Genomic DNA, 21,777 nt, shown 5'->3' with positions numbered 1-21,777 from the left:
TCCAACCTAATTGATCAGCGCGCGGGACGAGCGGTGGAGACGCTGTCCGCGCGGGCGGCGACGGGTATGCCGGGCTCGCGTGCCGGTATCAGCGCGATGACGGCCGAGGCGAACAGGCCGGCCGCGATCAGGGCGGGCGCGTTGAGGCCGTACAGGCCGGCCACGGCCCCGCCGAGGAACGCGCCGAGCGGGGCACCGGAGGTGGAGGACGTACGGAAGGCCGAGGCGATGCGGCCCACCATGGACTCGGGGCTGCGCTGCTGCATCAGGGTGACCTGGTTGACGTTCCAGACCATGTTCATCGCACCGAGCAGCAGCATCCCGGCCATCAGCGCGGGCACGTGCCGCACGGCGCCGATGAGCAGCAGCGCGCCCGTCTGGAGTGTGCCGCCGAGCAGCAGGGCCCGTACCCGACCGGTGCGGCGCGCGATCCGCTGGGCGACCAGACCGCCGGCCAGGCTGCCGGCCGCGTACGCCGTCATGGCGGCGGCGTAGCCGGTGTCGCCCGCGTGCAGCCAGCGGGTGACGTGCAGCGCCAGCGTGGCGATCAGGGCGCCCATGCCGATGTTGCACAGCAGTGTGGCCACGCACACCGCGCGGAGCACCCGGTCGCGCCACAGCGTGCGCAGGCCCTCCCCGATCTCCGTGCGCAGGGTGCTGCCGGCCGGGCGGGGTTCGCGCTGCGGCGGCCGTATCCGCAGGGACGCCACGAGCGCGGCGGCCAGCAGGTACGTGCCCGCGTCCGCCGCGAACGGCATGAACGCCCCGGCCGCCAGCAGCAGCGGCACGAACGGGCCTGCCAGTAGTCCGCCCGCGAGCTGCTGACCGGTCATCAGCCGGGCGTTCGCGCTGCCCAGGGCCTCTGCGTCCACCAGGGACGGCAACAGGGCCGTGGAGGCGTTGTCGAAGAGCGTCTGGAGCGCGGTGAGGGAGAAGGCGAGGGCGATCAGCAGGGGCACGGAGGCGTACCCGAGGCCCACGGCGAGGGCGAAGCCGGCGACGAGCAGACCCCGCGCGGTGTCCACGAGCCACATCGCCCGCCGCTGGTCGACGCGGTCCGCCACAGCACCGCCGAACAGCCCGAACAGCAGCCAGGGCAGATAGCCGCAGGCGGTGACGGAGGCGACGACGAGCGGCTCGTCGGTGAGGCGCACGGCGAGCAACGGCAGCGCGGACGTGCGCAACGCGTCGCCGAACCGGGAGACCACGGCGGCCGTCCACAGCCGGCCGAATCCCCCGCGCCAGGCAGGTGTCCCGCCCCTGCTCGCCGTCCCGGCCACAGCCACGCTCGCCCCCTCACGACGCACCGATGCACCGATGCACACACCGTAGAGGGCACCACTGACAACGGGCCGCCGCAGCGGGGGGAAACGGCTCCGGCCAGGCACCCGCGGGCACCCGGCCGGTCACAACTCCTAGATCTCGCCTCGCAGTTTGGCGAGCGCCTCGGCGAGGATCGCCTCGCCGTCCGCGTCGCTGCGCCGCTCCCGTACGTACGCCAGGTGCGTCTTGTACGGCTCGGTGCGCGGCGGGTCCGGCGGGTTGTCCCGGTCCTGGCCGGCCGGGAAGCCGCAGCGCGGGCAGTCCCAGGTCTCGGGAACCTGCGCGTCGCTGGCGAAGCTGGGCTGCGTCTCGTGCCCGTTGGAGCACCAGAAGGAGATGCGCAGACGCGGCGCGGACTCGCCGCGCTCGGCCTCGCCCATCGGCCCCGCCCCGACCCGGCTTCCTCGGATCGCGTTGCCACTTGCCACGGTCGTAACTCCCTGCGTGATGGTGCCGCGAAGCGAGTCGGCGTTTCGCTTCGCCGCGAGCGCCTCAGTCTACGTAAGGCCCAACGCGCGTCCAGTGATTGGAGTTACCGGCCCCCACACCCAGACGCAAGCCCCATGATAGGCCGCGCTCAGGAGCGCGTACCGAACATGGGGCTTTACGTGTGGAATGTACTGCTCGCGTGTTCAGCTGTTCGTCTTGATCAGCATGCCGAGGACGATGATGCACGCGAACCACAGCAGGCCGACCACGATGGTGATCCGGTCGAGGTTGCGCTCGGCGACCGAGGAGCCGCCGACGGAGGACTGCATGCCGCCACCGAACATGTCGGAGAGGCCGCCGCCCTTTCCCTTGTGCATCAGCACCAGCAGCATCAGCAGCAGGCTGAAGATGATCAGGGCGATCGAGAACCCCAAAACCACGGCTGGACCAACTTCCTCGGATTCGGATGGACGACGGGGGCACAGCACCCGGCTGTGCCCCCGCAAGCGTACGACGTATCGCCGCTACCGCCTACTCACCGACCTGATCACTGGTCGCGGAAGCGCACGATCTTGACGAACTCGTCGGCGTCCAGCGAAGCACCGCCGACCAGGGCGCCGTCGATGTCGGCCTGGGACATGATCTCGGCGACGTTGCCCGACTTCACGGAGCCGCCGTACTGGATGCGGACCCGGTCGGCCACGTCCTGGGAGTACAGCTCGGCGATCTTGGCGCGGATGGCGGCGCAGACCTCCTGGGCGTCCTCGGCGCCGCAGACCTTGCCGGTGCCGATGGCCCACACCGGCTCGTAGGCGATCACGATGGTCTCGGCCTGCTCGGCCGGCAGGTCCTTGAGACCGCCCTCGACCTGGCTGAGGGTGTGGCTGACGTGGTCGCCCGCCTCGCGGACGTCCAGCTCCTCGCCGACGCACAGGATCGGGGTGAGGCCGTGCTTGTAGGCGGCCTTGACCTTGGCGTTGACCAGCTCGTCGGTCTCGTTGTGGTACTGGCGCCGCTCGGAGTGGCCGATCACCACGTAGGTGCACTTCAGCTTGGCCAGCATCGGGCCGGAGATCTCGCCCGTGTAGGCGCCGGAGTCGTGCTGGGAGATGTCCTGGGCGCCGTACTTGATCTTGAGCTTGTCGCCGTCGACCAGGGTCTGCACGGAGCGCAGGTCGGTGAAGGGCGGCAGGACGGCGACCTCGACGGCCTCGTAGTCCTTGTCGGCCAGGGCGAACGCGAGCTTCTGGACGTGTGCGATGGCCTCAAGGTGGTTGAGGTTCATCTTCCAGTTGCCCGCCATCAGCGGCGTGCGCGTGCTCAAGGGTCAGTCCTCCAGTGCGGCGAGGCCGGGGAGCGTCTTGCCCTCAAGGTATTCGAGGGAGGCGCCGCCACCGGTCGAGATGTGGCCGAATGCGTTCTCGTCGAAGCCGAGCGTGCGCACGGCCGCGGCGGAGTCACCGCCGCCGACGACGGTGAAACCGTTCGTGTCGACGAGTGCCTGGGCGACCGCCTTGGTGCCCTCGGCGTAGTCGGGGTGCTCGAAGACGCCCATGGGACCGTTCCAGAAGACGGTCTCGGCGTCGGCGAGCTTCGAGGCGTAGAGCTCTCGGGTCTTGGGGCCGATGTCCAGGCCCTCCTGGTCGGCGGGGATCTTGTCCGCGTCGACCACGGTGTTCTCGGTGGGCGCCTTGGTCTTCAGGTCCGGGAAGGTCCGGGAGACCACGACGTCGACGGGGAGCAGCAGCTCGACGCCCTGCTTCTCGGCGCGCTCCATGTACTCCGTGACGACCGGGACCTGGTCCTCCTGGAGGAGGGAGATGCCGACCTCGTAGCCCTTGGCCTTGAGGAAGGTGTAGGCCATGCCGCCGCCGATGAGGAGCCGGTCGGCCTTGCCGAGCAGCTGGTCGATGACGGCGAGCTTGTCGGAGACCTTGGCGCCGCCGAGCGCGACGACGTAGGGGCGCTTGACGTCCTCGGTGAGCTTCTTCAGGACGCCGACCTCGGTGGCGATCAGGTAACCGGCGTAGTGCGGCAGCCGGGCCGGGAGGTCGTAGACCGAGGCGTGCCCCCGGTGCACGGCGCCGAAGCCGTCACCGACGTAGACGTCGGCGAGAGCGGCCAGCCGGTCGGCGAACTCACCGCGCTCGGTGTCGTCCTTGGACGTCTCACCCGGGTTGAAGCGCAGGTTCTCGATGACCGCGACCTGGCCGGGCTGGAGGCCGTCGACGGCGTCGTGGGCGGCGGGGCCGACGGTGTCCTGGGCGAAGGCGACCGGGGCGCCGAGCAGTTCACCGAGGCGCTCGGCGGCGGGCAGCAGCGAGAAGGCGGGGTCCGGGGCACCCTTGGGGCGGCCCAGGTGCGAGGCGACGACCACCTTGGCGCCCGCGTCCGCGAGGGCCTTGACGGTGGGCAGGACGGCGCGGATGCGGCCGTCGTCGGTGATCGTCCCGTCGGCCAGCGGCACGTTGAGGTCGGCGCGGACGAAGACCCGCTTGCCGCTCACGCCGTCGGCGAGAAGTTCGTCGATCGTCTTCATGGGAGTGGACTCCTACAGGAGGGCTCGTGGTGCACCTGATCGTAAAAGGACGTGGTCAGTACGTGGGACAGGGCCCGGACAGCGCGGCGGTGCGCTGCACGGGCCCTGCTCCCACTTCGGGGTCCTGCTCGGCGATCAGAGCTGGTTGCCGACGAAGACCGTGAGGTCGACGAGGCGGTTGGAGTAGCCCCACTCGTTGTCGTACCAGCCGATGACCTTCACGTTCTTGCCCTCCTGGACCATGGTCAGGGAGGAGTCGAAGGTGCAGGAGGCCGGGGCGTTGACGATGTCGGAGGAGACGATCGGGTCCTCGGTGTAGTCGAGCAGGCCCTTCAGCTCACCTTCGGCGGCCTTCTGGAAGGCGGCGTTGACCTCTTCCTTGGTGACCTCGCGGCCCAGTTCCACGACCAGGTCGGTGACGGAGCCGGTCGGGACCGGGACGCGCATGGCCATGCCGTCCAGCTTGCCCTTGAGCTGCGGCAGGACCAGGGCGGTGGCCTTGGCGGCACCGGTGGTGGTCGGGATGATGTTCTCGGCGGCGGCACGGGCGCGGCGCAGGTCCTTGTGCGGGAAGTCCAGGATGCGCTGGTCGTTCGTGTACGCGTGCACCGTGGTCATCAGGCCCTTGACGATGCCGAAGTTCTCGTCGAGGACCTTCGCCATCGGCGCCACACAGTTGGTGGTGCAGGAGGCGTTGGAGATGACGTGGTGGTTCGCCGGGTCGTACTTGTCCTGGTTGACGCCCATCACGATGGTGATGTCCTCGTCCTTGGCCGGAGCCGAGATGAGGACCTTCTTCGCGCCACCGGCGATGTGCTTCGCGGCGTCTTCCTTCTTGGTGAAGATGCCGGTCGACTCGATGACGATGTCGACACCCAGCTCGCCCCACGGGATGTCGGCCGGGTTGCGCTCGGACAGCACCTTGATGGTGTGGCCGTCGACGGTGATGGTGTCGGCGGTGTGGGAGACCTCCTGCTTGAGGCGGCCCAGGATCGTGTCGTACTTGAGCAGGTGCGCGGTGGTCGCGGTGTCACCCAGGTCGTTGACAGCCACAACCTCGATGTCCGCTCCCTGCTCCAGCAGCGCGCGGAAGTAGTTACGACCGATGCGGCCGAAGCCGTTGATGCCTACGCGGATCGTCACGAACCGATCTCCTCGTTGGTACGCCGGCTATGCGGTGCCGGCGAGCTCTGTTTGGGATGTCCCCGACCACCACCGACCCTACCTCTCTGCGGGCCCCGGGGTGACATCGAGATGGCCCATACACGGGCAGGCGGTCCGTACCAGTCAGTAGAGGTACGGACCGCCTCGGATCGACAGCGGATTCACCCGTATTTATTACGGAACGCGGGGCGCTTCCGACGCCGGTTTCACTCGTTCGTGAGCGGGTCGGCTCACTTGATGCACACCCCCTGCGCGCACCCTTGAGAGGGGGTCCCGCTCACCTGTCGAGCGAGTCGAACGCCTTCCGCAGCAGAGCCGTCCGATCGGCCGCCGACGGCACCTGTTCCAGACCGAAACCGAGCAGCACGGTGTCGTCCGTGGTGACCGCTGCGTACGTCTGGAACAACGTCCCGGTGCGCGTCCAGTCCTTCAGCACCGCCGGGCTGCCGGCGGGTGGTCCGGCCGCCTTCCAGGCGCCGAGGGACGACTCGAAGCCCTCGGTCTCCCGCGCCGTGCCGCCGACGACCAGCGAGGCGTCGTCGGCGAGGACGCCGTGCCCGCCGCTGCCGGGGTCGGTGATGTAGCTGATCGAGACCTCGACGGACTTCCCGGCGTACGCGCTCAGGTCGAAGTCCGCCTGCTGCCAGCCGCCGGAGCTGCCGGTGAGGCTGTGCCACGCACCGGTGGTGCCGGTCGCGGCGCAGGTGTTGCCGGTGAGCGTCAGGTAGTGCTTCAGCCACGGGTGCTCACCGATCAGGAAGCCCGCCCCGCACTCGTCCGGCACGGCCGCCTTCGTGGCCCCGCCGGCCTCCGGCAGGGTCGTCCAGTCGTCCGCACCGACGGTGTGCGCCTCGACCACCGCGTGGTCGTAGCCGCGCTCGGTGTCCCACAGCAGCCGCGTCCTCAGGGCGGGCTTGTCGACGGCGGCGACCCCGGTGAGGTCGATGGTGCGGGTGAGGCGCTTGTAGGCGTCGTCGGTGTGCACGGCGGCGGCCATCGAGGCACCCGTGTACGGCCCGTACGGATTGACGGTGCCGGCGAAGGTGCCCGCGCCCGCGCTCTTGAACTGCGGGTAGGTGGCGGCCGGCAGTTCGTCGGAGGTGACGCCGTAGGTGCCGGCCTTGTCGAGCGGGTTGCCGGGCGCGTCGCCGAGGGCGCCGGTGAAGCCGTCGAGCGCGCCGGAGCCGGTGAAGCCGGTGGCCCCCTTGGTCGACGTACGGCTGTAGGCGCCGAGGTAGTACTGGCTGAAGTCGTCGGACAGGGTGCCGTCGCCGAGGTCGACGCTGCCGCCGGCCAGCTCGCCGGCCTCGATCAGCCTGCCGCCCTCGTTGAGGTAGGCGCGCAGCCGGAGCTGGGTGGCGTTGGCGGGGCCGCCCGCGCCAGAGTAGTGCACGACCGTCCGGAAGTGCTTCAGCACGCCGAGCGCGTCCGGGGCGCCCTGCGTGGCCACGTCCCACACGAGCGCCCGGTGCCCGGCGCCCTTCAGCGCGTCCACGTACGTCCGCGCCTGTGTGGCGGCCGTGCCCTCCTCGGCGACCACCAGGGTGTCGGCCGCCGGCCGCTTCGCGATCGTGTAGGTGAAGTGGCTGCTGGAGACCTTCTTCCCGCTCCTGGTCCGGCCGGTGAACCACACCTCGACCTTGTCGCCCGGCTCACCGTCCCGCACCGTCGCGCGGTACTCGTCGAAGTAGAGGTTGTCCTCACCGCCGTACGTCCGCCCGCCCCTCCAGTGCCTCAGTGCCTGGTCGCGCGTACGGCCGCCGTTGACGCGGTACTTGAGCTCCTTGTCCCGGACCGCCTTGCGGACGACGACCGAGACCTCCTGGTCCGCGCCCCGGGAGTACGACGTCGAGAACGCGGCCGGGGTGAAGTCGGCGGCGCTCAGACCGACCGAGGAGACCGGCTTGTCGGGGTGTACGGCGGTCTCGGCGACGGAGAGCGCGAACGGGACGTTCTTGGCGAACTCCTGCTGGATCAGCTTCTCGTCGTCGGGGAAGTTGAAGACGGACTGGCAGTCCTGGCTCTTCCAGGCGTCGTCCGGGTCGAGGTCGGACGCGGTCTGACAGGTCGACATCTCCGGGGTGAACATCGCCATCCCGTTGACGTTCGACGCGTGGCCGTCCGCCTCGCCGTTGGTGGTGTACAGCTCCGAGGAGACCTGCGGGTGGTAGCCCGGGACGGCGGAGTCGCCGGGGGTGCCGGCGAGCGCCTTGTAGAGGACGTCGTCGGGGGTCGGGGTGGCCACCTGCCAGCCGACGCCGTAGAGGAGGAGTTCGGCGGCGGAGTGGTAGTTGATGGCGTACCGGAAGCCGACGCGCTTCTCGAAGGCGTCGAGGGCCTTGGTCTCGGGCTCGGAGCCGGGGCTCGCGCCGCGGTAGGTCTGGCTGGTGGGGTTGGGGGACGAACCCTCGTCGTCGTAACCCCACTTGTAGGGGAAGTTGCGGTTGAGGTCGACGCCGTCGCCCGTGCCGATGACGCCGTCGCCGTTGACGTCCCGCAGGTTCTTGCGCCACAGGCGGGTGCCGGAGTCCTTGAACGTGTAGTCGTAGCCGTCCGGGTTGGCCGAGAGGACGAACCACAGCTCCGTCGAGTCGACGATCTTCCTGACACGCCGGTCGGTCGTGTAGCGGTCCAGGTAGTAGTGCATCAGGCGCCGGGTCATCTCCGGCGTGATCCACTCGCGCGCGTGCTGGTTGGACATGTAGAGCACGGCGGGCCTGGAGCCGTCCTTCGACTTCTTCGCGTTCCTGGTCAGTTTGAGCGCGAGGATGTCCTGGCCGCCGAGGGTCCTGCCGATGGACTCGACCTTGGTGAGGCCGGGGTGGGCCCGGGCGGTCCGGAGGATCTCCTCCTTGAGCCCGCCACTCCCGCTGTACGGGCGGAACACGCCCTGGGCGGCGTCCTCGACCCTGGCCTCCGCCTTGGCCGAGAGCGCGTGCTCGGTGAGGTCGACGCCCTGCTCGCGCAGTCGCGCGGCCTGCTTGCCGGTGAGGTAGACCTCGACCTCGGTCCTACCGCCTACACCCGCCTTCTCGCCGAGTTCATGGCCGTCCTGGCCGGCCTTGAGCAGCAGGGGCACCTGCTGCCGGGTGACCTCGGCGCGGTAGACCTTGACCTCTTCCGGCCCGGACGGCGCCGGACTTCCGTTCTGTGCCTGGGCGATGGGCGCGAGGCTCGCTCCGCCGATCAGAAGCGCGCCGACAGCGAGGATCGATCTCGCTCTGTGTCTCATGAACCCCCCTAGCGGTGGTCCGCCACAGCGACGAACAAGTTGCCAGGCTCATGCCACTTGATGATCGAGTCAAGAGCACCACAAGGACACGCAAAAGCCGGTGCCGACCACCCGAACGGCCGTCGGCACCGGCGAGTTGACGCGCCGTCCGGTCAGCCGGCGAGGTTGTCCGCCAGCTCCTCGGTGAGGTTGGCCTCCGTGCCCGGGATGCCCAGATCGGCGGCGCGCTTGTCGGCCATCGCCAGCAGCCGGCGGATACGGCCCGCGACCGCGTCCTTCGTCAGTGGCGGATCGGCGAGCGCGCCCAGCTCCTCCAGGGAGGCCTGCTTGTGCTCCATGCGCAGCCGCCCTGCCGCGGCCAGGTGCTCGGGCACCTCGTCGCCCAGGATCTCCAGGGCGCGCTGGACCCGGGCCCCGGCGGCCACGGCGGCACGGGCCGAACGGCGCAGATTGGCGTCGTCGAAGTTGGCGAGCCGGTTGGCCGTGGCCCGCACCTCGCGGCGCATCCGGCGCTCCTCCCAGGCCAGCACGGACTCATGGGCGCCCAGCCGGGTGAGCAGGGCACCGATCGCGTCACCGTCCCGGACGACCACCCGGTCCACCCCGCGCACCTCGCGGGCCTTCGCGGCGATCGACAGTCTGCGCGCGGCACCGACCAGCGCGAGCGCCGCCTCCGGGCCCGGGCAGGTCACCTCCAGCGACGAGGAACGGCCGGGCTCGGTCAGCGAGCCGTGGGCCAGGAAGGCACCGCGCCAGGCCGCCTCCGCGTCGCAGGTGGCCCCCGAGACCACCTGCGGGGGCAGACCGCGGATCGGGCGGCCCCTGCCGTCCACGAGACCCGTCTGCCGGGCCAGCTGGTCACCGCCCGCGACGACCCGTACGACATACCGCGAGCCGCGGCGCAGCCCGCCGGGCGCCATCACGATCAGCTCGGAGCTGTGCCCGAAGATCTCCAGGATGTCCCGCTTGAGCCGGCGCGCCGCCATCGCGGTGTCCAGCTCCGCCTCGATCACGATGCGCCCGCTCACCAGGTGGAGGCCGCCGGCGAAGCGCAGGATGGCGGAGACCTCCGCCTTCCTGCAACAGGTCCGGGTGACGGGTAGCCGGGAGATCTCGTCCTTCACCGCTGCCGTCATCGCCATGGGCCGATCCTTCCATGCATCCGAAAAATACGGTCGTACGCGGCGGCCAACAGCTCCGGATCGTGCCGGGGTGATCCGTCGGTCCGGGCCACCGGGGCCAGCTCGACCGCGGCTCCCAGCCGCTTGGCGGCCTCGGTGAGCGAGTCGCGGTCGGGCACGGCGGCCACGTCGGCCAGCACCACGTCCAGGGCGAGTTTAGGGGCGTGTCGCCCCAAAACCTCCAAATGACGCTGCGGGGAGAAGCCCTCGGTTTCTCCCGGCTGCGGCGCCAGGTTCAGCGAGAGCACCCGGCGCGCCTTGGTCTCGGTGAGGGCGTCCAGCAGCTCGGGGACGAGCAGGTGCGGGATGACCGAGGAGAACCAGGAACCGGGGCCGAGCACCACCCAGTCGGCGTCCAGGACCGCCGCCACGGCCTCGGGGACGGCGGGCGGATCGTTGGGCACGAGGTGCACCGACTGCACCTCGCCGGGCGTCAGGGCCACGGTCGCCTGCCCGCGCACCGTGTCCACGTCGTCCGGGCGCTCCGGGTCGTGCCCCTTGACCAGGGCCTGGAGCTCCAGCGGCACGGCCGACATGGGCAGCACCCGCCCATGTGCGCCGAGCAGCTTGCCGACCAGGTCCAGGGCCTGCACATGGTCGCCGAGCTGCTCCCACAGGGCGACGATCAGCAGGTTGCCGACCGCGTGCTCGTGCAGTTCGCCCTGGGACTGGAAGCGGTGCTGGATGACCCGGGCCCAGGTCTGGCCCCAGTCGTCGTCCCCGCACAGCGCGGCCAGTGCCTTGCGCAGGTCGCCGGGCGGCAGCACGCCCAGCTCGTCCCGGAGCCGCCCGCTGGAGCCGCCGTCGTCGGCCACGGTGACGACCGCGGTGAGATCACCGGTGATCCGGCGCAGCGCGGCGAGCGAGGCGGACAGGCCCATGCCGCCGCCGAGCGCGACCACCTTGGGCTGGGCGCCGCGCCGACGGGGCCGCGCCCCGCGGGCCTCGGCCGAGCGGCCGGCGCGCGTCTCGGGCACCATCCGGCGCAACCTGCTCAGCCGCGGTGTACGTTCCGTCATTCCCGTCCCATGTCCCGGTGCACGACCACCGTCTCCACGCCCTCGGCCGCGAGGCGCGCGGCGAGCTTCTCCGACATCGCGACCGAGCGGTGCTTGCCGCCGGTACAGCCGATGGCGATGGTCACATACCGCTTGCCCTCGCGCCGGTAGCCGGCCGCGATGAGCCGCAGCAGTTCGGCGTACCGGTCGAGGAACTCCTTCGCACCGGGCTGGTTGAAGACGTAGGCGGCGACCTCCTCGTTGAGGCCGGTGTAGGGGCGCAGCTCCGGGACCCAGTGCGGGTTGGGCAGGAACCGCATGTCCGCGACCAGATCGGCGTCGACCGGGAGGCCGTACTTGAAGCCGAAGGACATCACGGTGGCCCGCAGCTCGGGCTCCTCCTCGCCGGCGAACTGGGCGTCCATCTTGGCGCGCAGCTCGTGCACGTTGAGGCTGGAGGTGTCGATCACCAGGTCGGCGTCGCCGCGCAGCTCGCGCAGCAGTTCCCGCTCGGCGGCGATGCCGTCCACGATGCGTCCGTCGCCCTGGAGCGGGTGCGGGCGGCGCACCGACTCGAAGCGGCGGACCAGTGCCTCGTCGGAGGACTCCAGGAAGACGATCCGCCGGGTGACGCCCCGGGTGTCCAGGTCGGCGAGGGACTCGCGCAGGTTGTCGAAGAAGCGCCGGCCGCGCACGTCCACGACGACCGCGATCCGCGCCACGTTGCCCTGGGAGCGGGCTCCCAGCTCCACCATGGTGGGGATGAGGGCGGGCGGGAGGTTGTCGACGACGAACCAGCCGAGGTCCTCCAGACACTTCGCCGCCGTGGACCGGCCGGCCCCGGACATGCCGGAGATGATCACCAGCTCGGGGATGGCCGCCTCGGGGACCCCGGCTGTCTCGCTGCCCGTACTCACCTGTGCTCCGTTGTCCTGACCGGTGTTCTGTCCGGTGTCCTGGTCGGTGCCGGGCCGGCCGGTGCCCCGGCCGGTCTCGGGCCGGGCGGTGTCCCGGCCGGTGCCGTGCCGGGCGACATCGTCGCCCGTGCCGCTGTGCGCCTGATCTCGCTGTGCTGTGGGCTCTGCGTCGTGCTCGGTCATGTCTCCTGCCCCCGTCGTTCGTCCGGGACGCCCGCGGTCACGGGCTCCCCCGAGGAACCCCCCGTCGTATCGGGTTCCTCGTCCTCAATGATCTCTCCGGTCGCCGTGTTCACGGCGGGGGCGGCCGGGGCCGCCTGGGCGAGAGCCATGGCGATGGTCTCGGCCGTCTTCCGGCCTATACCGGGCACTTCCTGGATCTGCTCGATTGTGGCGGACCGCAGCTTCTTCACCGAGCCGAAATGCTTGATGAGCGCCTGTTTGCGGGTCTCGCCGAGGCCGGGGACGTCGTCCAGCGGGCCCGCGCGGAAGCGCTTGGCGCGCTTGGTGCGCTGGTAGGTGATCGCGAACCGGTGGGCCTCGTCGCGAACGCGCTGGAGCAGATAGAGACCCTCGCTGGTGCGGGGCAGCACCACCGGGTCGTCCTCGCCGGGCACCCAGACCTCCTCCAGGCGCTTGGCGAGACCGCACACGGCGATGTCGTCGATGCCCAGCTCGTCCAGCGCGCGCCGGGCCGCCGCGACCTGCGGCTGACCACCGTCGACCACGACGAGCTGGGGCGGGTAGGCGAACTTCTTGGGACGGCCGTCGTCGTCCTTGAGGGAATCGGCGATCGCCTCGGCGTCGGCGAACACGGCGCCGCCGCCGTCGGGGAGGGAGCCGTTCGCGCCGGGACCTCCGGCCAGGGAGTCGGGGGTGCCGGAGCCTTCGGCCAGGGGGTTGTCGGTGCCGGAGCCTTCGGCCAGGGGGTTGCCGGTGCCGGAGCCTTCGGCGAGCGGGGCGTCGGTGTCGGCGCCGTCGGTCCACTCCCCCGTCCGCTCCTTCTCGGCGAGGTAGCGCTTGAAGCGGCGGGTGATCACCTCGTGCATGGAGCGGACGTCGTCCTGCCCGGCGAAGCCCTTGATCTGGAACCGCCGGTACTCGCTCTTGCGCTGCAAGCCGTCCTCGAAGACGACCATGGAGGCGACCACGTCGTCACCCTGGAGATGCGAGATGTCGTAGCACTCGATCCGCAGCGGGGCGCTGTCCAGGTCGAGGGCCTCGGCGATCTCCTCCAGCGCGCGCGAGCGCGTGGTCAGGTCGGAGGCGCGCTTGGTCTTGTGCAGCGCGAGGGCCTGCTGGGCGTTGCGCTGCACGGTCTCCATGAGCGCCTTCTTGTCGCCGCGCTGCGGGATGCGCAGCGACACGTTCGACCCGCGACGGCCGGTCAGCCACTCCTGGACCGGCTCGACCGGCTCGGGCAGGGCCGGGACCAGCACCTCCTTGGGAACCGCGTCCCCGCTCTCCTCGCCGTACAGCTGCTGCAAGGCGTGCTCGACCAAGGCACCGGTGGTGACCTCCTCGACCTTGTCGGTCACCCAGCCACGCTGACCGCGGACCCGGCCGCCACGCACATGGAAGATCTGCACGGCCGCCTCCAGCTCGTCCTCGGCGACGGCGATGAGGTCGGCGTCGGTCGCGTCGGCGAGCACGACCGCGTTCTTCTCCATGGCCTTCTTCAAGGCCCCGATGTCGTCCCGCAGGCGGGCCGCCCGCTCGTACTCCATCTCCTCTGCCGCCTCCATCATCTGCCTCTCCAGACGGCGGAGGTAGGTGCCGGTGCGGCCGGCCATGAAGTCGCAGAACTCCTCGGCCAGCTCTTGGTGGTCCTCGGGGGTGATCCGGCCGACACAGGGGGCGGAACACTTGCCGATGTAGCCGAGCAGGCAGGGCCGGCCGGTGCGGGCGGCGTTCTTGAAGACGCCGGCCGAGCAGGTACGCACCGGGAAGACCCGCAGCAGCAGATCGACGGTGTCCCGGATGGCCCACGCGTGCGCGTAGGGCCCGAAGTAGCGGACGCCCTTCTTCTTGTGACCGCGCATCACCTGGACCCGCGGGAACTGCTCGTTCATCGTGACCGCGAGGTACGGGTAGCTCTTGTCGTCCCGGTACTTGACGTTGAACCGGGGGTCGTACTCCTTGATCCAGGAGTACTCCAGCTGGAGGGCCTCGACCTCCGTGGACACCACCGTCCACTCCACGGACGCTGCTGTGGTCACCATCGTCCGGGTGCGCGGGTGCAGGTTCGCCAGGTCCTGGAAGTAGTTCGCCAGGCGCTGGCGCAGGCTCTTCGCCTTTCCGACGTAGATCACCCGGCGGTGCTCGTCACGGAACCTGTACACCCCCGGAGAGTCCGGGATGTCTCCCGGCCTGGGGCGGTAGCTGGAGGGGTCGGCCATGTCTCACACCCTACTGGCGAGCACCGACACCGCGTCGGGCCTGTGGACAACGCCCGCACCCGGACGGCGTCCGCGCGGTGGCCCCGCGGCACCCCTTCCGGCCTGCGGCCGGGCGGCGGACGCGTCCGGGGGCCGTGCCCCTCGGCCCGCCCGCCAGTCGCCTTCCCGCCATGCCGGTGACGCCCCGCCCGGCGTCGTCTCTCCGGCCAAGCCCTGGATGAGGCAGGCGGCCACTCCGACCCCGCCCAGCGGCCGCGGAACGGCAGGGTCCGGCCAGTCGTCCGGAACGGCCGGGTCCTAGGTGTTGTCGGGTTCTGGTCAACACGCTTCAATGCGGGGGAACTCGGCGCCCTGCACATGTGTACGGGGCCGGCGCGGCATGCCCGGCCAGGCACGCCCGCGGGGCCCACGGAGGCGGCCCCGCACACCCGCACAGACGGTCTGACCAGCCGTAGCGACACCTCATAGAAAGGCCCCTCGGCATGCGGCATGCCACAGAGCACGCGGACGTCCCCACCGCGGAACTGGACACGGCCCTGCGCGGCGGCCCCTTCCATGTGGCGCTGCGCGCCGCGATCGCCGCACGAGGACTGCCGCTCCAGCGCGTCCAGCACCATCTGTCACGCCACGGGGTCAAGGTCGGCGTCACCAGCCTGAGTTACTGGCAGCAAGGTGCTCGCCGCCCGCAGCGCCCGGAGTCGCTGCGGGCCGTACGCGCGCTGGAGGAGATCCTCCGGCTACCGGACGAGTCGCTGATCCGGCTGCTCGCCGAGGCCGACGAGCGGGCGACGGCCGACCGTCCGGCGGGCCGCTCCTACCGCTCCCTGATCGAGGCCTCGGGCGTCGCGGACCGGCTCACCGCCGACCTCGGCTGGTCCCAGGACGGCGGGCTGCACACCGTGGGGCACCACGAGCGCGTCCGGATCGGCGCCCGGCGCGAGCTGGTGAGCCGCGAAGCCCACCACATCGTGCGGGCCCACCGCGACGGCGTCGACCGCTTCGTCGTCCTCCACCACGGCGATCCCGGCTGCGACCCGCGCCGTGTCACCGTGCACGCCCTGGAGAACTGCCGTACCGGTCGCCTCCGCTGGGACCAGGACACCGGCGTCCTCGTCGCCGAACTGCTCTTCGGCACCCGGCTGCGCACCGGGGACACCTTCCTCTTCCGGTACGGCATCGAGGACGGCACGGCCGGGACGTCCCGCGAGTATCTCCAGCGGTTCGGCTTCCCCGGCGGCCAGTACGCGCTCCAGGTGCGCTTCGACACGGCCGCGCTGCCGGTGCGCTGCCACCGCTTCACCCAGCACTCGGCCGCGGCCCCGCGCAGTGGCCGGCAGGAGCTGTCCGTGACCAGTCCGCACCACTGTGCCCACCTGGTCGAGCCCCGGATCCGGCCGGGTGTCCTGGGGATCGCCTGGGACTGGGAGTGAGCTCATCCCCACGTCCGCACGCTGAGCCGGCCTTCCGCGCCCCGCTCCCGTCGGCCCGCGACTGATCGGTCAGTCCGCGGGACCGGCGACGATCCTGCCCTTCGCGGCCTTCACCGGCAGCTCGGTCAGGGGCTCGGTGGCCGGCGCCTGGACGACCTTGCCCGTCACGGCATCGAACTCGCTGCCGTGGCAAGGGCAGACCAGGGTCGTCCCCCGCAGCTTGTTGATGGGGCAGCCGGCGTGCGTGCAGATCGTGCTGTACGCCTTCAGGGTGCCGTCCTCGGCACGGCTGACCACCACGTTGTGGTCCCGGTAGAGCTTGGCCCCGCCCTTCGCGACCTCGCTCTCGGCGCCGAGGTCGACCGGTGCGGTGGGGGCGGCAGCGGCGGAACCACTGCCGCCCGGGGCCGAGCACGCGGCCAGGCCGAGCCCGGCGACCGGGGCCGCGGCGGCCCCTCGAAGGACGGTACGGCGGGTCGCGGAGGAGCGGGCGGGCATCTGGAACTCCACTGGTCAAGGGGTGTGCAGGGCGACGATACCCGGGCAGAGGGGGCGGCCTGGGAGCGGGGGCCGCCCTGGCAGGGGACGGGGCCGGATGTCCGCCCGAAGGGCATCGAGGCGAGTCCGGTGGTGTGCCGGGAGGAGTCACTCTGGGACGTAAACGCTTACGTAAGCGTTTACGCGAGGCGGGACCATGGGATAGCGTCCGGCCGGAAGCCGAGAAGACCGGGGCCGGCGCCGACCGAACGGCAGCCTCGGGGAAGGGAGCGCGGATGGCCACCATGGCGGATGTCGCCCGTAGTGCCGGGGTCTCCGTGGCGACCGTTTCCCACGTGCTCAACGGCACGCGTCCGGTGCTCCCCCACACCCGCCAGGCCGTGCTCGACGCCGTGGACGCCCTCGGCTACACCCCGAACACCCTGGCCCGCTCCCTGGTGACCTCGCGCACCCGCTCCATCGGCCTCGCGGTGTCGGCCATCAGCAACCCGTACTTCACGGAGATCCTGCAAGGCGTCGAGGCCGCTGCCCTGGAGGCGGGCTACAGCCTGCTCATCGCGGATCCGCACGACGACCCCCGGCACGAGCGCAAGGTCGTGCAGCTCCTCCACGAGCGCCGGGTGGACGGCATGATCGTCGCCCCGTCCGCCGAGCCGGGCGACCTCGTCGGCTACCTGCGCCGTCACGCCGTACCGACGGTGTTCCTGGACCGACTGGTCGACGCCCGCGCGACGGAGGACCGTGCACCGGGCGACGGTGCGGACGGTGCCGCCGCTTCGCCGAGCCCCCCGTGCTTCGACCAGGTGTGTGCCGAGAGCGCCGCGCCGACAGCCCTGCTCGTGACCCATCTCGCCGGGCTGGGGCACCGCCGGATCGCCCTGGTCGCCGGTCTGCCCGGGCTCAGTACCACCAGCGAGCGCGTCTCCGGCTACCGGGAGGGCCTCACCGCGGCCGGTCTGGCATACGACGAGCGTCTCCTGGTGTCCGGCAACTCCGAGTCCGCCGGTGCCGAGCGGGCCACGGCCGACCTGCTCGCCCTGCCCGATCCGCCCACCGCGCTCGTCACCGCCAACAACGCGATGACCATCGGCGCGCTGCACGCGCTGCGCCGGCACGGCCGGTCCGTCCCCGACGACCTCGCGCTGTGCTGCTTCGACGACTTCGCCTGGGCCGACCTGTTCTCGCCCCGGCTGACCGCCATCGCCCAGCCCAGCCGGGAGTTGGGCGCCCGTGCCGTCCGGGTGCTCCTGGACCGTCTGGCCGAGCCGGACCGGCCGCCCCGGACGGTCCGGCTGCCGTGCGCTTTCGTCCACCGCACGTCCTGCGGCTGCCCGGAGGAGCCGGGCAGCCGCAGCGGGGCCACCGCATCATCCACGCTTGCCGAGAAGGGAACCGCCTCGTGATCGTCGTCGCCGGTGAGGCACTGATCGACCTGGTTCCGCAGGGCCCCGGTGCCCTCGCGGGCCTGAAGCCGGCGCTCGGCGGCGGCCCGTACAACACCGCCGTGGCGCTGGGCCGGCTCGGCTCCCGCACCGCCTTCTGCTCCCGGACGTCGGACGACGCCTTCGGTGAGGCCCTGCTCGACGGGCTGCGGCGGGCCGGCGTCGATGTGTCCGGCGTCCAGCGGGGACCGGAACCGACGACCCTCGCCGTGGCCACGCTCGACGCCGCCGGTTCGGCCGCCTACTCCTTCTATGTCGACGGCACCGCCGACCGTCTGTTCACGGCCCCGGCCGCGCTCCCCGCCGCTGCGCGCGCGGTGTCCTTCGGCACCTGTTCGCTCGTCCTGGAACCGGGGGCGAGCGCCTACGAGGAGCTGATGCGGACCGCGGCCGGGCAGGGGCTGTTCACCGCCCTGGATCCCAACATCCGGGCGGGACTCATCCCGGACGCGGACGCCTACCGGGCGCGGTTCAAGAGCTGGCTGCCCTCGGTGACGCTGCTGAAGCTGTCCACGGAGGACGCGGCGTGGCTCGGTGGCACCCCGAGCGAGTGGCTGGCCGCGGGACCGGCGGCCGTGGTGGTCACGCGGGGCGGCGACGGTCTGACCGTGTTCACCCGGGACGGTGGGGAGCATTCCGTGCCGGGTGAGAAGGTCGATGTCGTGGACACCATCGGCGCCGGTGACACGGTGAACGCGGCCTTGCTGCACGGGCTGGCCGCCCGGGACGCGCTGTCCGCGGAAGCGCTCGCCGCCCTCGGGACGGAGGGCTGGACACGGCTGCTGCGCTTCGCGGCACGGGCGGCGGCGATCACCTGCTCACGGGCGGGGGCCGAGCCGCCGTACGCGGCGGAGCTGGGCGGTTCGGCCGCGCTGTGAGCGGTCCGCTTTCCCTGTGCTGTTGACAAGGTACGACCGGGCCTGCGGGTGGCGGGGACCTGTCGGACCGCCGGACCGGGCCGGCTGATGGTGGAACGAACGGCGCCCCGCGGGAGGTTCCCGCGGGGCGCCGCATTTTTGATGGTGCGTCAGACGGCTCAGGCCTTACGGGCCCGCGTCGTCTTCTTGGCGGGCGTCGCCGTCTTCGTGGCCGTGGCCGCCTTCTTGGTCGCGGTGTTGTTGGCCTTGGCCGTCACCGTCTTCCTCGTCGACGACTTGGCCGCGGCCGTCTTCCGTGCCGTGCCGCCCCGCTGTGCCTTCACCGGCTCGGCGTCACTGATGCGGTCGGCGCCGAGGATCTCGCGCAGGAACTTGCCCGTGTGGCTCGCCGGAACCCCGGCGACCTCCTCCGGCGTGCCCTCGGCGACCACCAGGCCACCGCCGGCGCCGCCCTCCGGACCCATGTCCACGACCCAGTCGGCGGTCTTGATCACGTCGAGGTTGTGCTCGATGACGATGACCGTGTTGCCCTTGTCGACCAGTCCGCCGAGCACCGTCAGCAGCTTGCTGATGTCCTCGAAGTGCAGACCCGTGGTCGGCTCGTCCAGGACGTAGACCGTGCGTCCGGTGGACCGCTTCTGCAGTTCGCTGGCGAGCTTGACGCGCTGCGCCTCACCACCGGAGAGGGTGGTGGCGGACTGGCCGAGGCGGACGTAACCGAGGCCGACGTCGTTCAGCGTCCTGAGGTGACGGGAGATCGCCGGGACCGCCTCGAAGAAGTGCATGGCCTCCTCGATCGGCATGTTCAGCACCTCGGCGATGGACTTGCCCTTGTAGTGGACCTCCAGGGTCTCCCGGTTGTACCGGGCGCCGTGGCAGACCTCGCACGGGACGTAGACGTCCGGGAGGAAGTTCATCTCGATCTTGATGGTGCCGTCGCCCGCGCAGTTCTCGCAGCGACCGCCCTTGACGTTGAAGGAGAAGCGTCCGGGCTGGTAGCCACGGACCTTCGCCTCGGTGGTCTCGGCGAACAGCTTGCGGATGTGGTCGAAGACACCGGTGTACGTCGCCGGGTTGGACCGCGGGGTGCGGCCGATCGGTGACTGGTCGACGTGCACGACCTTGTCGACCAGGTCGTCGCCGTCCACGCGCGTGTGCCGTCCGGGGACGGTCCGGGCGCCGTTCAGCTCGCGCGCCAGGTGCGTGTAGAGGATGTCGTTGACCAGGGTCGACTTGCCGGACCCGGAGACGCCGGTGACGGCCGTGAAGACACCCAGCGGGAAGGACACGTCGATGTCCTGGAGGTTGTTCTCACGGGCGCCGTGCACGGTGAGCTGCCGGGAGGGGTCGCGGGGGCGCCGTACGTCCGGGAGCGGGATCGACTTGCGGCCCGAGAGGTACGCGCCGGTCTGCGACTCGGTGTTGGCGAGCAGTTCCTTCACGGAGCCGCTGTGCACGACCTTGCCGCCGTGCTCACCGGCGCCGGGGCCGATGTCCACGATCCAGTCGGCGACCTTGATGGTGTCCTCGTCGTGCTCCACCACGATGAGCGTGTTGCCCATGTCGCGCAGGCGGACCAGGGTCTCGATCAGACGGTGGTTGTCCCGCTGGTGCAGGCCGATGGACGGCTCGTCCAGGACGTACAGCACGCCGACGAGGCCGGAGCCGATCTGGGTGGCGAGGCGGATGCGCTGGGCCTCGCCGCCGGAGAGGGTGCCGGCCGCGCGGTTGAGCGAGAGGTAGTCCAGGCCGACGTCGACCAGGAAGCGGAGCCGCTCGTTGACCTCCTTCAGGACCCGCTCGGCGATCTTCTTGTCGCGGGCGTTCAGCTTCAGCTCGCCCAGGAACTCCGCGCAGTCGCTGATCGACATCGCGGAGACCTCGGCGATGGACTTCCCCATGATCGTGACCGCGAGGACGATCGGCTTCAGACGCGTGCCCTCGCAGGAGGGGCAGGGCACCTCGCGCATGTAGCCCTCGAAGCGCTCGCGGCTGGCGTCGCTCTCCGCCTCGCTGTGGCGGCGCTTGACGAAGGGCACCGCGCCCTCGAAGGGGGTGGTGTAGACCCGCTCACGGCCGTACCGGTTGCGGTAGCGCACCTCGATCTGGGTCTTGTGGCCGTAGAGCAGGGCCTTCTTGGCCCGCTGGGGCAGGCCCGCGAAGGGGATGTCCGTGCGGAAGCCGAGGGCGTCGGCCAGGGCGCCGATCAGGCGGCCGAAGTAGTCCTTGGTGTGGCCGTGCGACCACGGGTGGATGGCGCCCTCGTCCAGGGACTTGTCCTCGTCCGGGACGATCAGTTCCGGGTCGACCTCCATGCGCGTGCCGATGCCGGTGCACTCCGGACAGGCGCCGAAGGGCGAGTTGAAGGAGAAGGAGCGGGGCTCCAGCTCCTCGAAGGACAGGTCGTCGTACGGGCAGTACAGGTGCTCCGAGTACATGCGCTCGCGCTCGGGGTCGTCCTCGGGGAGGTCCACGAAGTCGAGCACGACCATGCCGCCGGACAGACCGAGGGCGGTCTCCACGGAGTCGGTGAGGCGGCGCTTGGCGGAGTCCTTCACCGTGAGGCGGTCCACGACCACCTCGATGGTGTGCTTCTCCTGCTTCTTCAGGACCGGCGGCTCGGACAGCTGAACGGTCTGGCCGTCCACGCGCGCGCGGGAGTAGCCCTTGGTCTGGAGGTCGGCGAAGAGGTCGACGAACTCTCCCTTGCGCTCGCGCACCAGCGGCGACAGCACCTGGAAGCGGCTCCCCTCGGGCAGCTCCAGGACCTTGTCCACGATGGCCTGCGGCGACTGGCGCGAGATCGGGCGGCCGCACTCGGGGCAGTGCGGCTTGCCGATGCGCGCGAAGAGCAGACGCAGGTAGTCGTAGACCTCGGTGATCGTGCCGACCGTCGAGCGCGGGTTGCGCGAGGTCGACTTCTGGTCGATGGAGACCGCCGGGGAGAGGCCCTCGATGAAGTCGACGTCGGGCTTGTCCATCTGGCCGAGGAACTGCCGTGCGTACGAGGAGAGCGACTCCACGTAACGGCGCTGGCCCTCCGCGAAGATCGTGTCGAAGGCCAGGGAGGACTTGCCCGACCCGGACAGGCCCGTGAAGACGATGAGCGAGTCACGTGGCAGGTCGAGCGAGACATTCTTCAGGTTGTGCTCGCGCGCGCCACGGACGATGAGACGGTCGGCCACGCCGGTCCGCACCTTTCTTGAGAGAAGTGACAGGGGCGGGGCCCCCGTGCTTCTTCAGACTAGGGGGAGCCACTGACAACGCCGGTCGGATTGCCCGGTTGCATAACAACCCCCGGCCATCCAGCATGCCCGACGCCGCCTTCGACCTTATAGCACGTGCAT

General features: G+C 70.9%; 16 protein-coding genes. 3 read left to right on the top strand and 13 right to left on the bottom strand.

Translation table 11 applies throughout. From position 1 onward, the window contains the following. Positions 1–14 precede the first annotated feature (14 nt). From AQJ11_RS20350 to uvrC, 11 genes are all read right to left on the bottom strand, one after another. On the bottom strand, positions 15–1,280 hold the full coding sequence (locus tag AQJ11_RS20350; RefSeq protein ID WP_398780464.1) for an MFS transporter: 1,266 nt from the start codon (positions 1,278–1,280) through the stop codon (positions 15–17). Positions 1,281–1,415: 135 nt separating this feature from the next. After that, positions 1,416–1,751 carry an RNA polymerase-binding protein RbpA gene (locus AQJ11_RS20345; protein WP_003976875.1) on the bottom strand — a complete coding sequence of 112 codons (336 nt, stop codon included), beginning with the start codon at positions 1,749–1,751 and terminating at the stop codon, positions 1,416–1,418. A 204-nt stretch (positions 1,752–1,955) separates the two neighbouring features. Further along, the gene (gene secG / locus AQJ11_RS20340) at positions 1,956–2,186 is read right to left on the bottom strand and encodes a preprotein translocase subunit SecG (protein WP_041665101.1); all 231 of its coding nucleotides are present in this window, start codon (positions 2,184–2,186) and stop codon (positions 1,956–1,958) included. 113 nt (positions 2,187–2,299) lie between these two features. After that, positions 2,300–3,076 carry a triose-phosphate isomerase gene (gene tpiA / locus AQJ11_RS20335; RefSeq protein WP_014672007.1) on the bottom strand — a complete coding sequence of 259 codons (777 nt, stop codon included), beginning with the start codon at positions 3,074–3,076 and terminating at the stop codon, positions 2,300–2,302. 3 nt (positions 3,077–3,079) lie between these two features. Beyond that, positions 3,080–4,291, bottom strand: a complete 1,212-nt coding sequence (locus AQJ11_RS20330) for a phosphoglycerate kinase (RefSeq protein WP_058080105.1) — start codon at positions 4,289–4,291, stop codon at positions 3,080–3,082. A gap of 135 nt (positions 4,292–4,426) precedes the next feature. Beyond that, positions 4,427–5,434, bottom strand: coding sequence for a type I glyceraldehyde-3-phosphate dehydrogenase (gap, locus tag AQJ11_RS20325; protein WP_014672009.1), 1,008 nt, complete (start codon positions 5,432–5,434; stop codon positions 4,427–4,429). 298 nt (positions 5,435–5,732) lie between these two features. Beyond that, positions 5,733–8,687, bottom strand: coding sequence for a M14 family metallopeptidase (locus tag AQJ11_RS20320; protein ID WP_208616572.1), 2,955 nt, complete (start codon positions 8,685–8,687; stop codon positions 5,733–5,735). Between the two features lie 152 nt (positions 8,688–8,839). After that, positions 8,840–9,829, bottom strand: coding sequence for a DNA-binding protein WhiA (gene whiA / locus AQJ11_RS20315; RefSeq protein WP_014672011.1), 990 nt, complete (start codon positions 9,827–9,829; stop codon positions 8,840–8,842). Then, positions 9,820–10,887: a gluconeogenesis factor YvcK family protein gene (locus AQJ11_RS20310; RefSeq protein WP_014672012.1), complete on the bottom strand. Its 1,068-nt coding sequence runs from the start codon at positions 10,885–10,887 to the stop codon at positions 9,820–9,822. The genes whiA and AQJ11_RS20310 overlap by 10 nt, the downstream gene beginning before the upstream one ends. Next, a complete protein-coding gene (gene rapZ, locus AQJ11_RS20305; RefSeq protein WP_059263954.1) occupies positions 10,884–11,966 on the bottom strand; it encodes an RNase adapter RapZ in 1,083 nt (360 codons plus the stop codon). Before rapZ ends, AQJ11_RS20310 begins: the two co-directional genes overlap by 4 nt. Next, positions 11,963–14,182 carry an excinuclease ABC subunit UvrC gene (uvrC, locus tag AQJ11_RS20300; protein ID WP_079082363.1) on the bottom strand — a complete coding sequence of 740 codons (2,220 nt, stop codon included), beginning with the start codon at positions 14,180–14,182 and terminating at the stop codon, positions 11,963–11,965. Before uvrC ends, rapZ begins: the two co-directional genes overlap by 4 nt. Positions 14,183–14,664: 482 nt before the next feature. Between uvrC and AQJ11_RS20295 the strand changes: the two genes are divergently transcribed. Then, positions 14,665–15,612, top strand: coding sequence for a hypothetical protein (locus AQJ11_RS20295; RefSeq protein WP_059263952.1), 948 nt, complete (start codon positions 14,665–14,667; stop codon positions 15,610–15,612). Positions 15,613–15,681: 69 nt separating this feature from the next. Here the strand turns inward: AQJ11_RS20295 and AQJ11_RS20290 are convergent, their stop codons facing one another. Further along, on the bottom strand, positions 15,682–16,110 hold the full coding sequence (locus AQJ11_RS20290) for a Rieske (2Fe-2S) protein (RefSeq protein ID WP_059263951.1): 429 nt from the start codon (positions 16,108–16,110) through the stop codon (positions 15,682–15,684). 275 nt (positions 16,111–16,385) lie between these two features. Here AQJ11_RS20290 and AQJ11_RS20285 point away from each other — a divergent pair, with 275 nt between their 5' ends. Next, a complete protein-coding gene (locus tag AQJ11_RS20285) occupies positions 16,386–17,513 on the top strand; it encodes a LacI family DNA-binding transcriptional regulator (RefSeq protein WP_059263950.1) in 1,128 nt (375 codons plus the stop codon). Continuing rightward, a complete protein-coding gene (locus tag AQJ11_RS20280; RefSeq protein ID WP_059263949.1) occupies positions 17,510–18,430 on the top strand; it encodes a carbohydrate kinase family protein in 921 nt (306 codons plus the stop codon). The genes AQJ11_RS20285 and AQJ11_RS20280 overlap by 4 nt, the downstream gene beginning before the upstream one ends. Positions 18,431–18,588: 158 nt before the next feature. On the opposite strand, the gene uvrA is transcribed toward AQJ11_RS20280, so the two are convergent. Beyond that, complete coding sequence (uvrA, locus tag AQJ11_RS20275; RefSeq protein ID WP_014672020.1) at positions 18,589–21,615, bottom strand: excinuclease ABC subunit UvrA; 3,027 nt, start codon at positions 21,613–21,615, stop codon at positions 18,589–18,591. Between the last annotated feature and the right edge of the window lie 162 nt (positions 21,616–21,777).

The sequence above is a fragment of the Streptomyces corchorusii genome, assembly GCF_001514055.1.
Taxonomy (GTDB): domain Bacteria; phylum Actinomycetota; class Actinomycetes; order Streptomycetales; family Streptomycetaceae; genus Streptomyces; species Streptomyces olivaceoviridis.
This window is presented reverse-complemented; position numbering and strand designations above follow the sequence as displayed.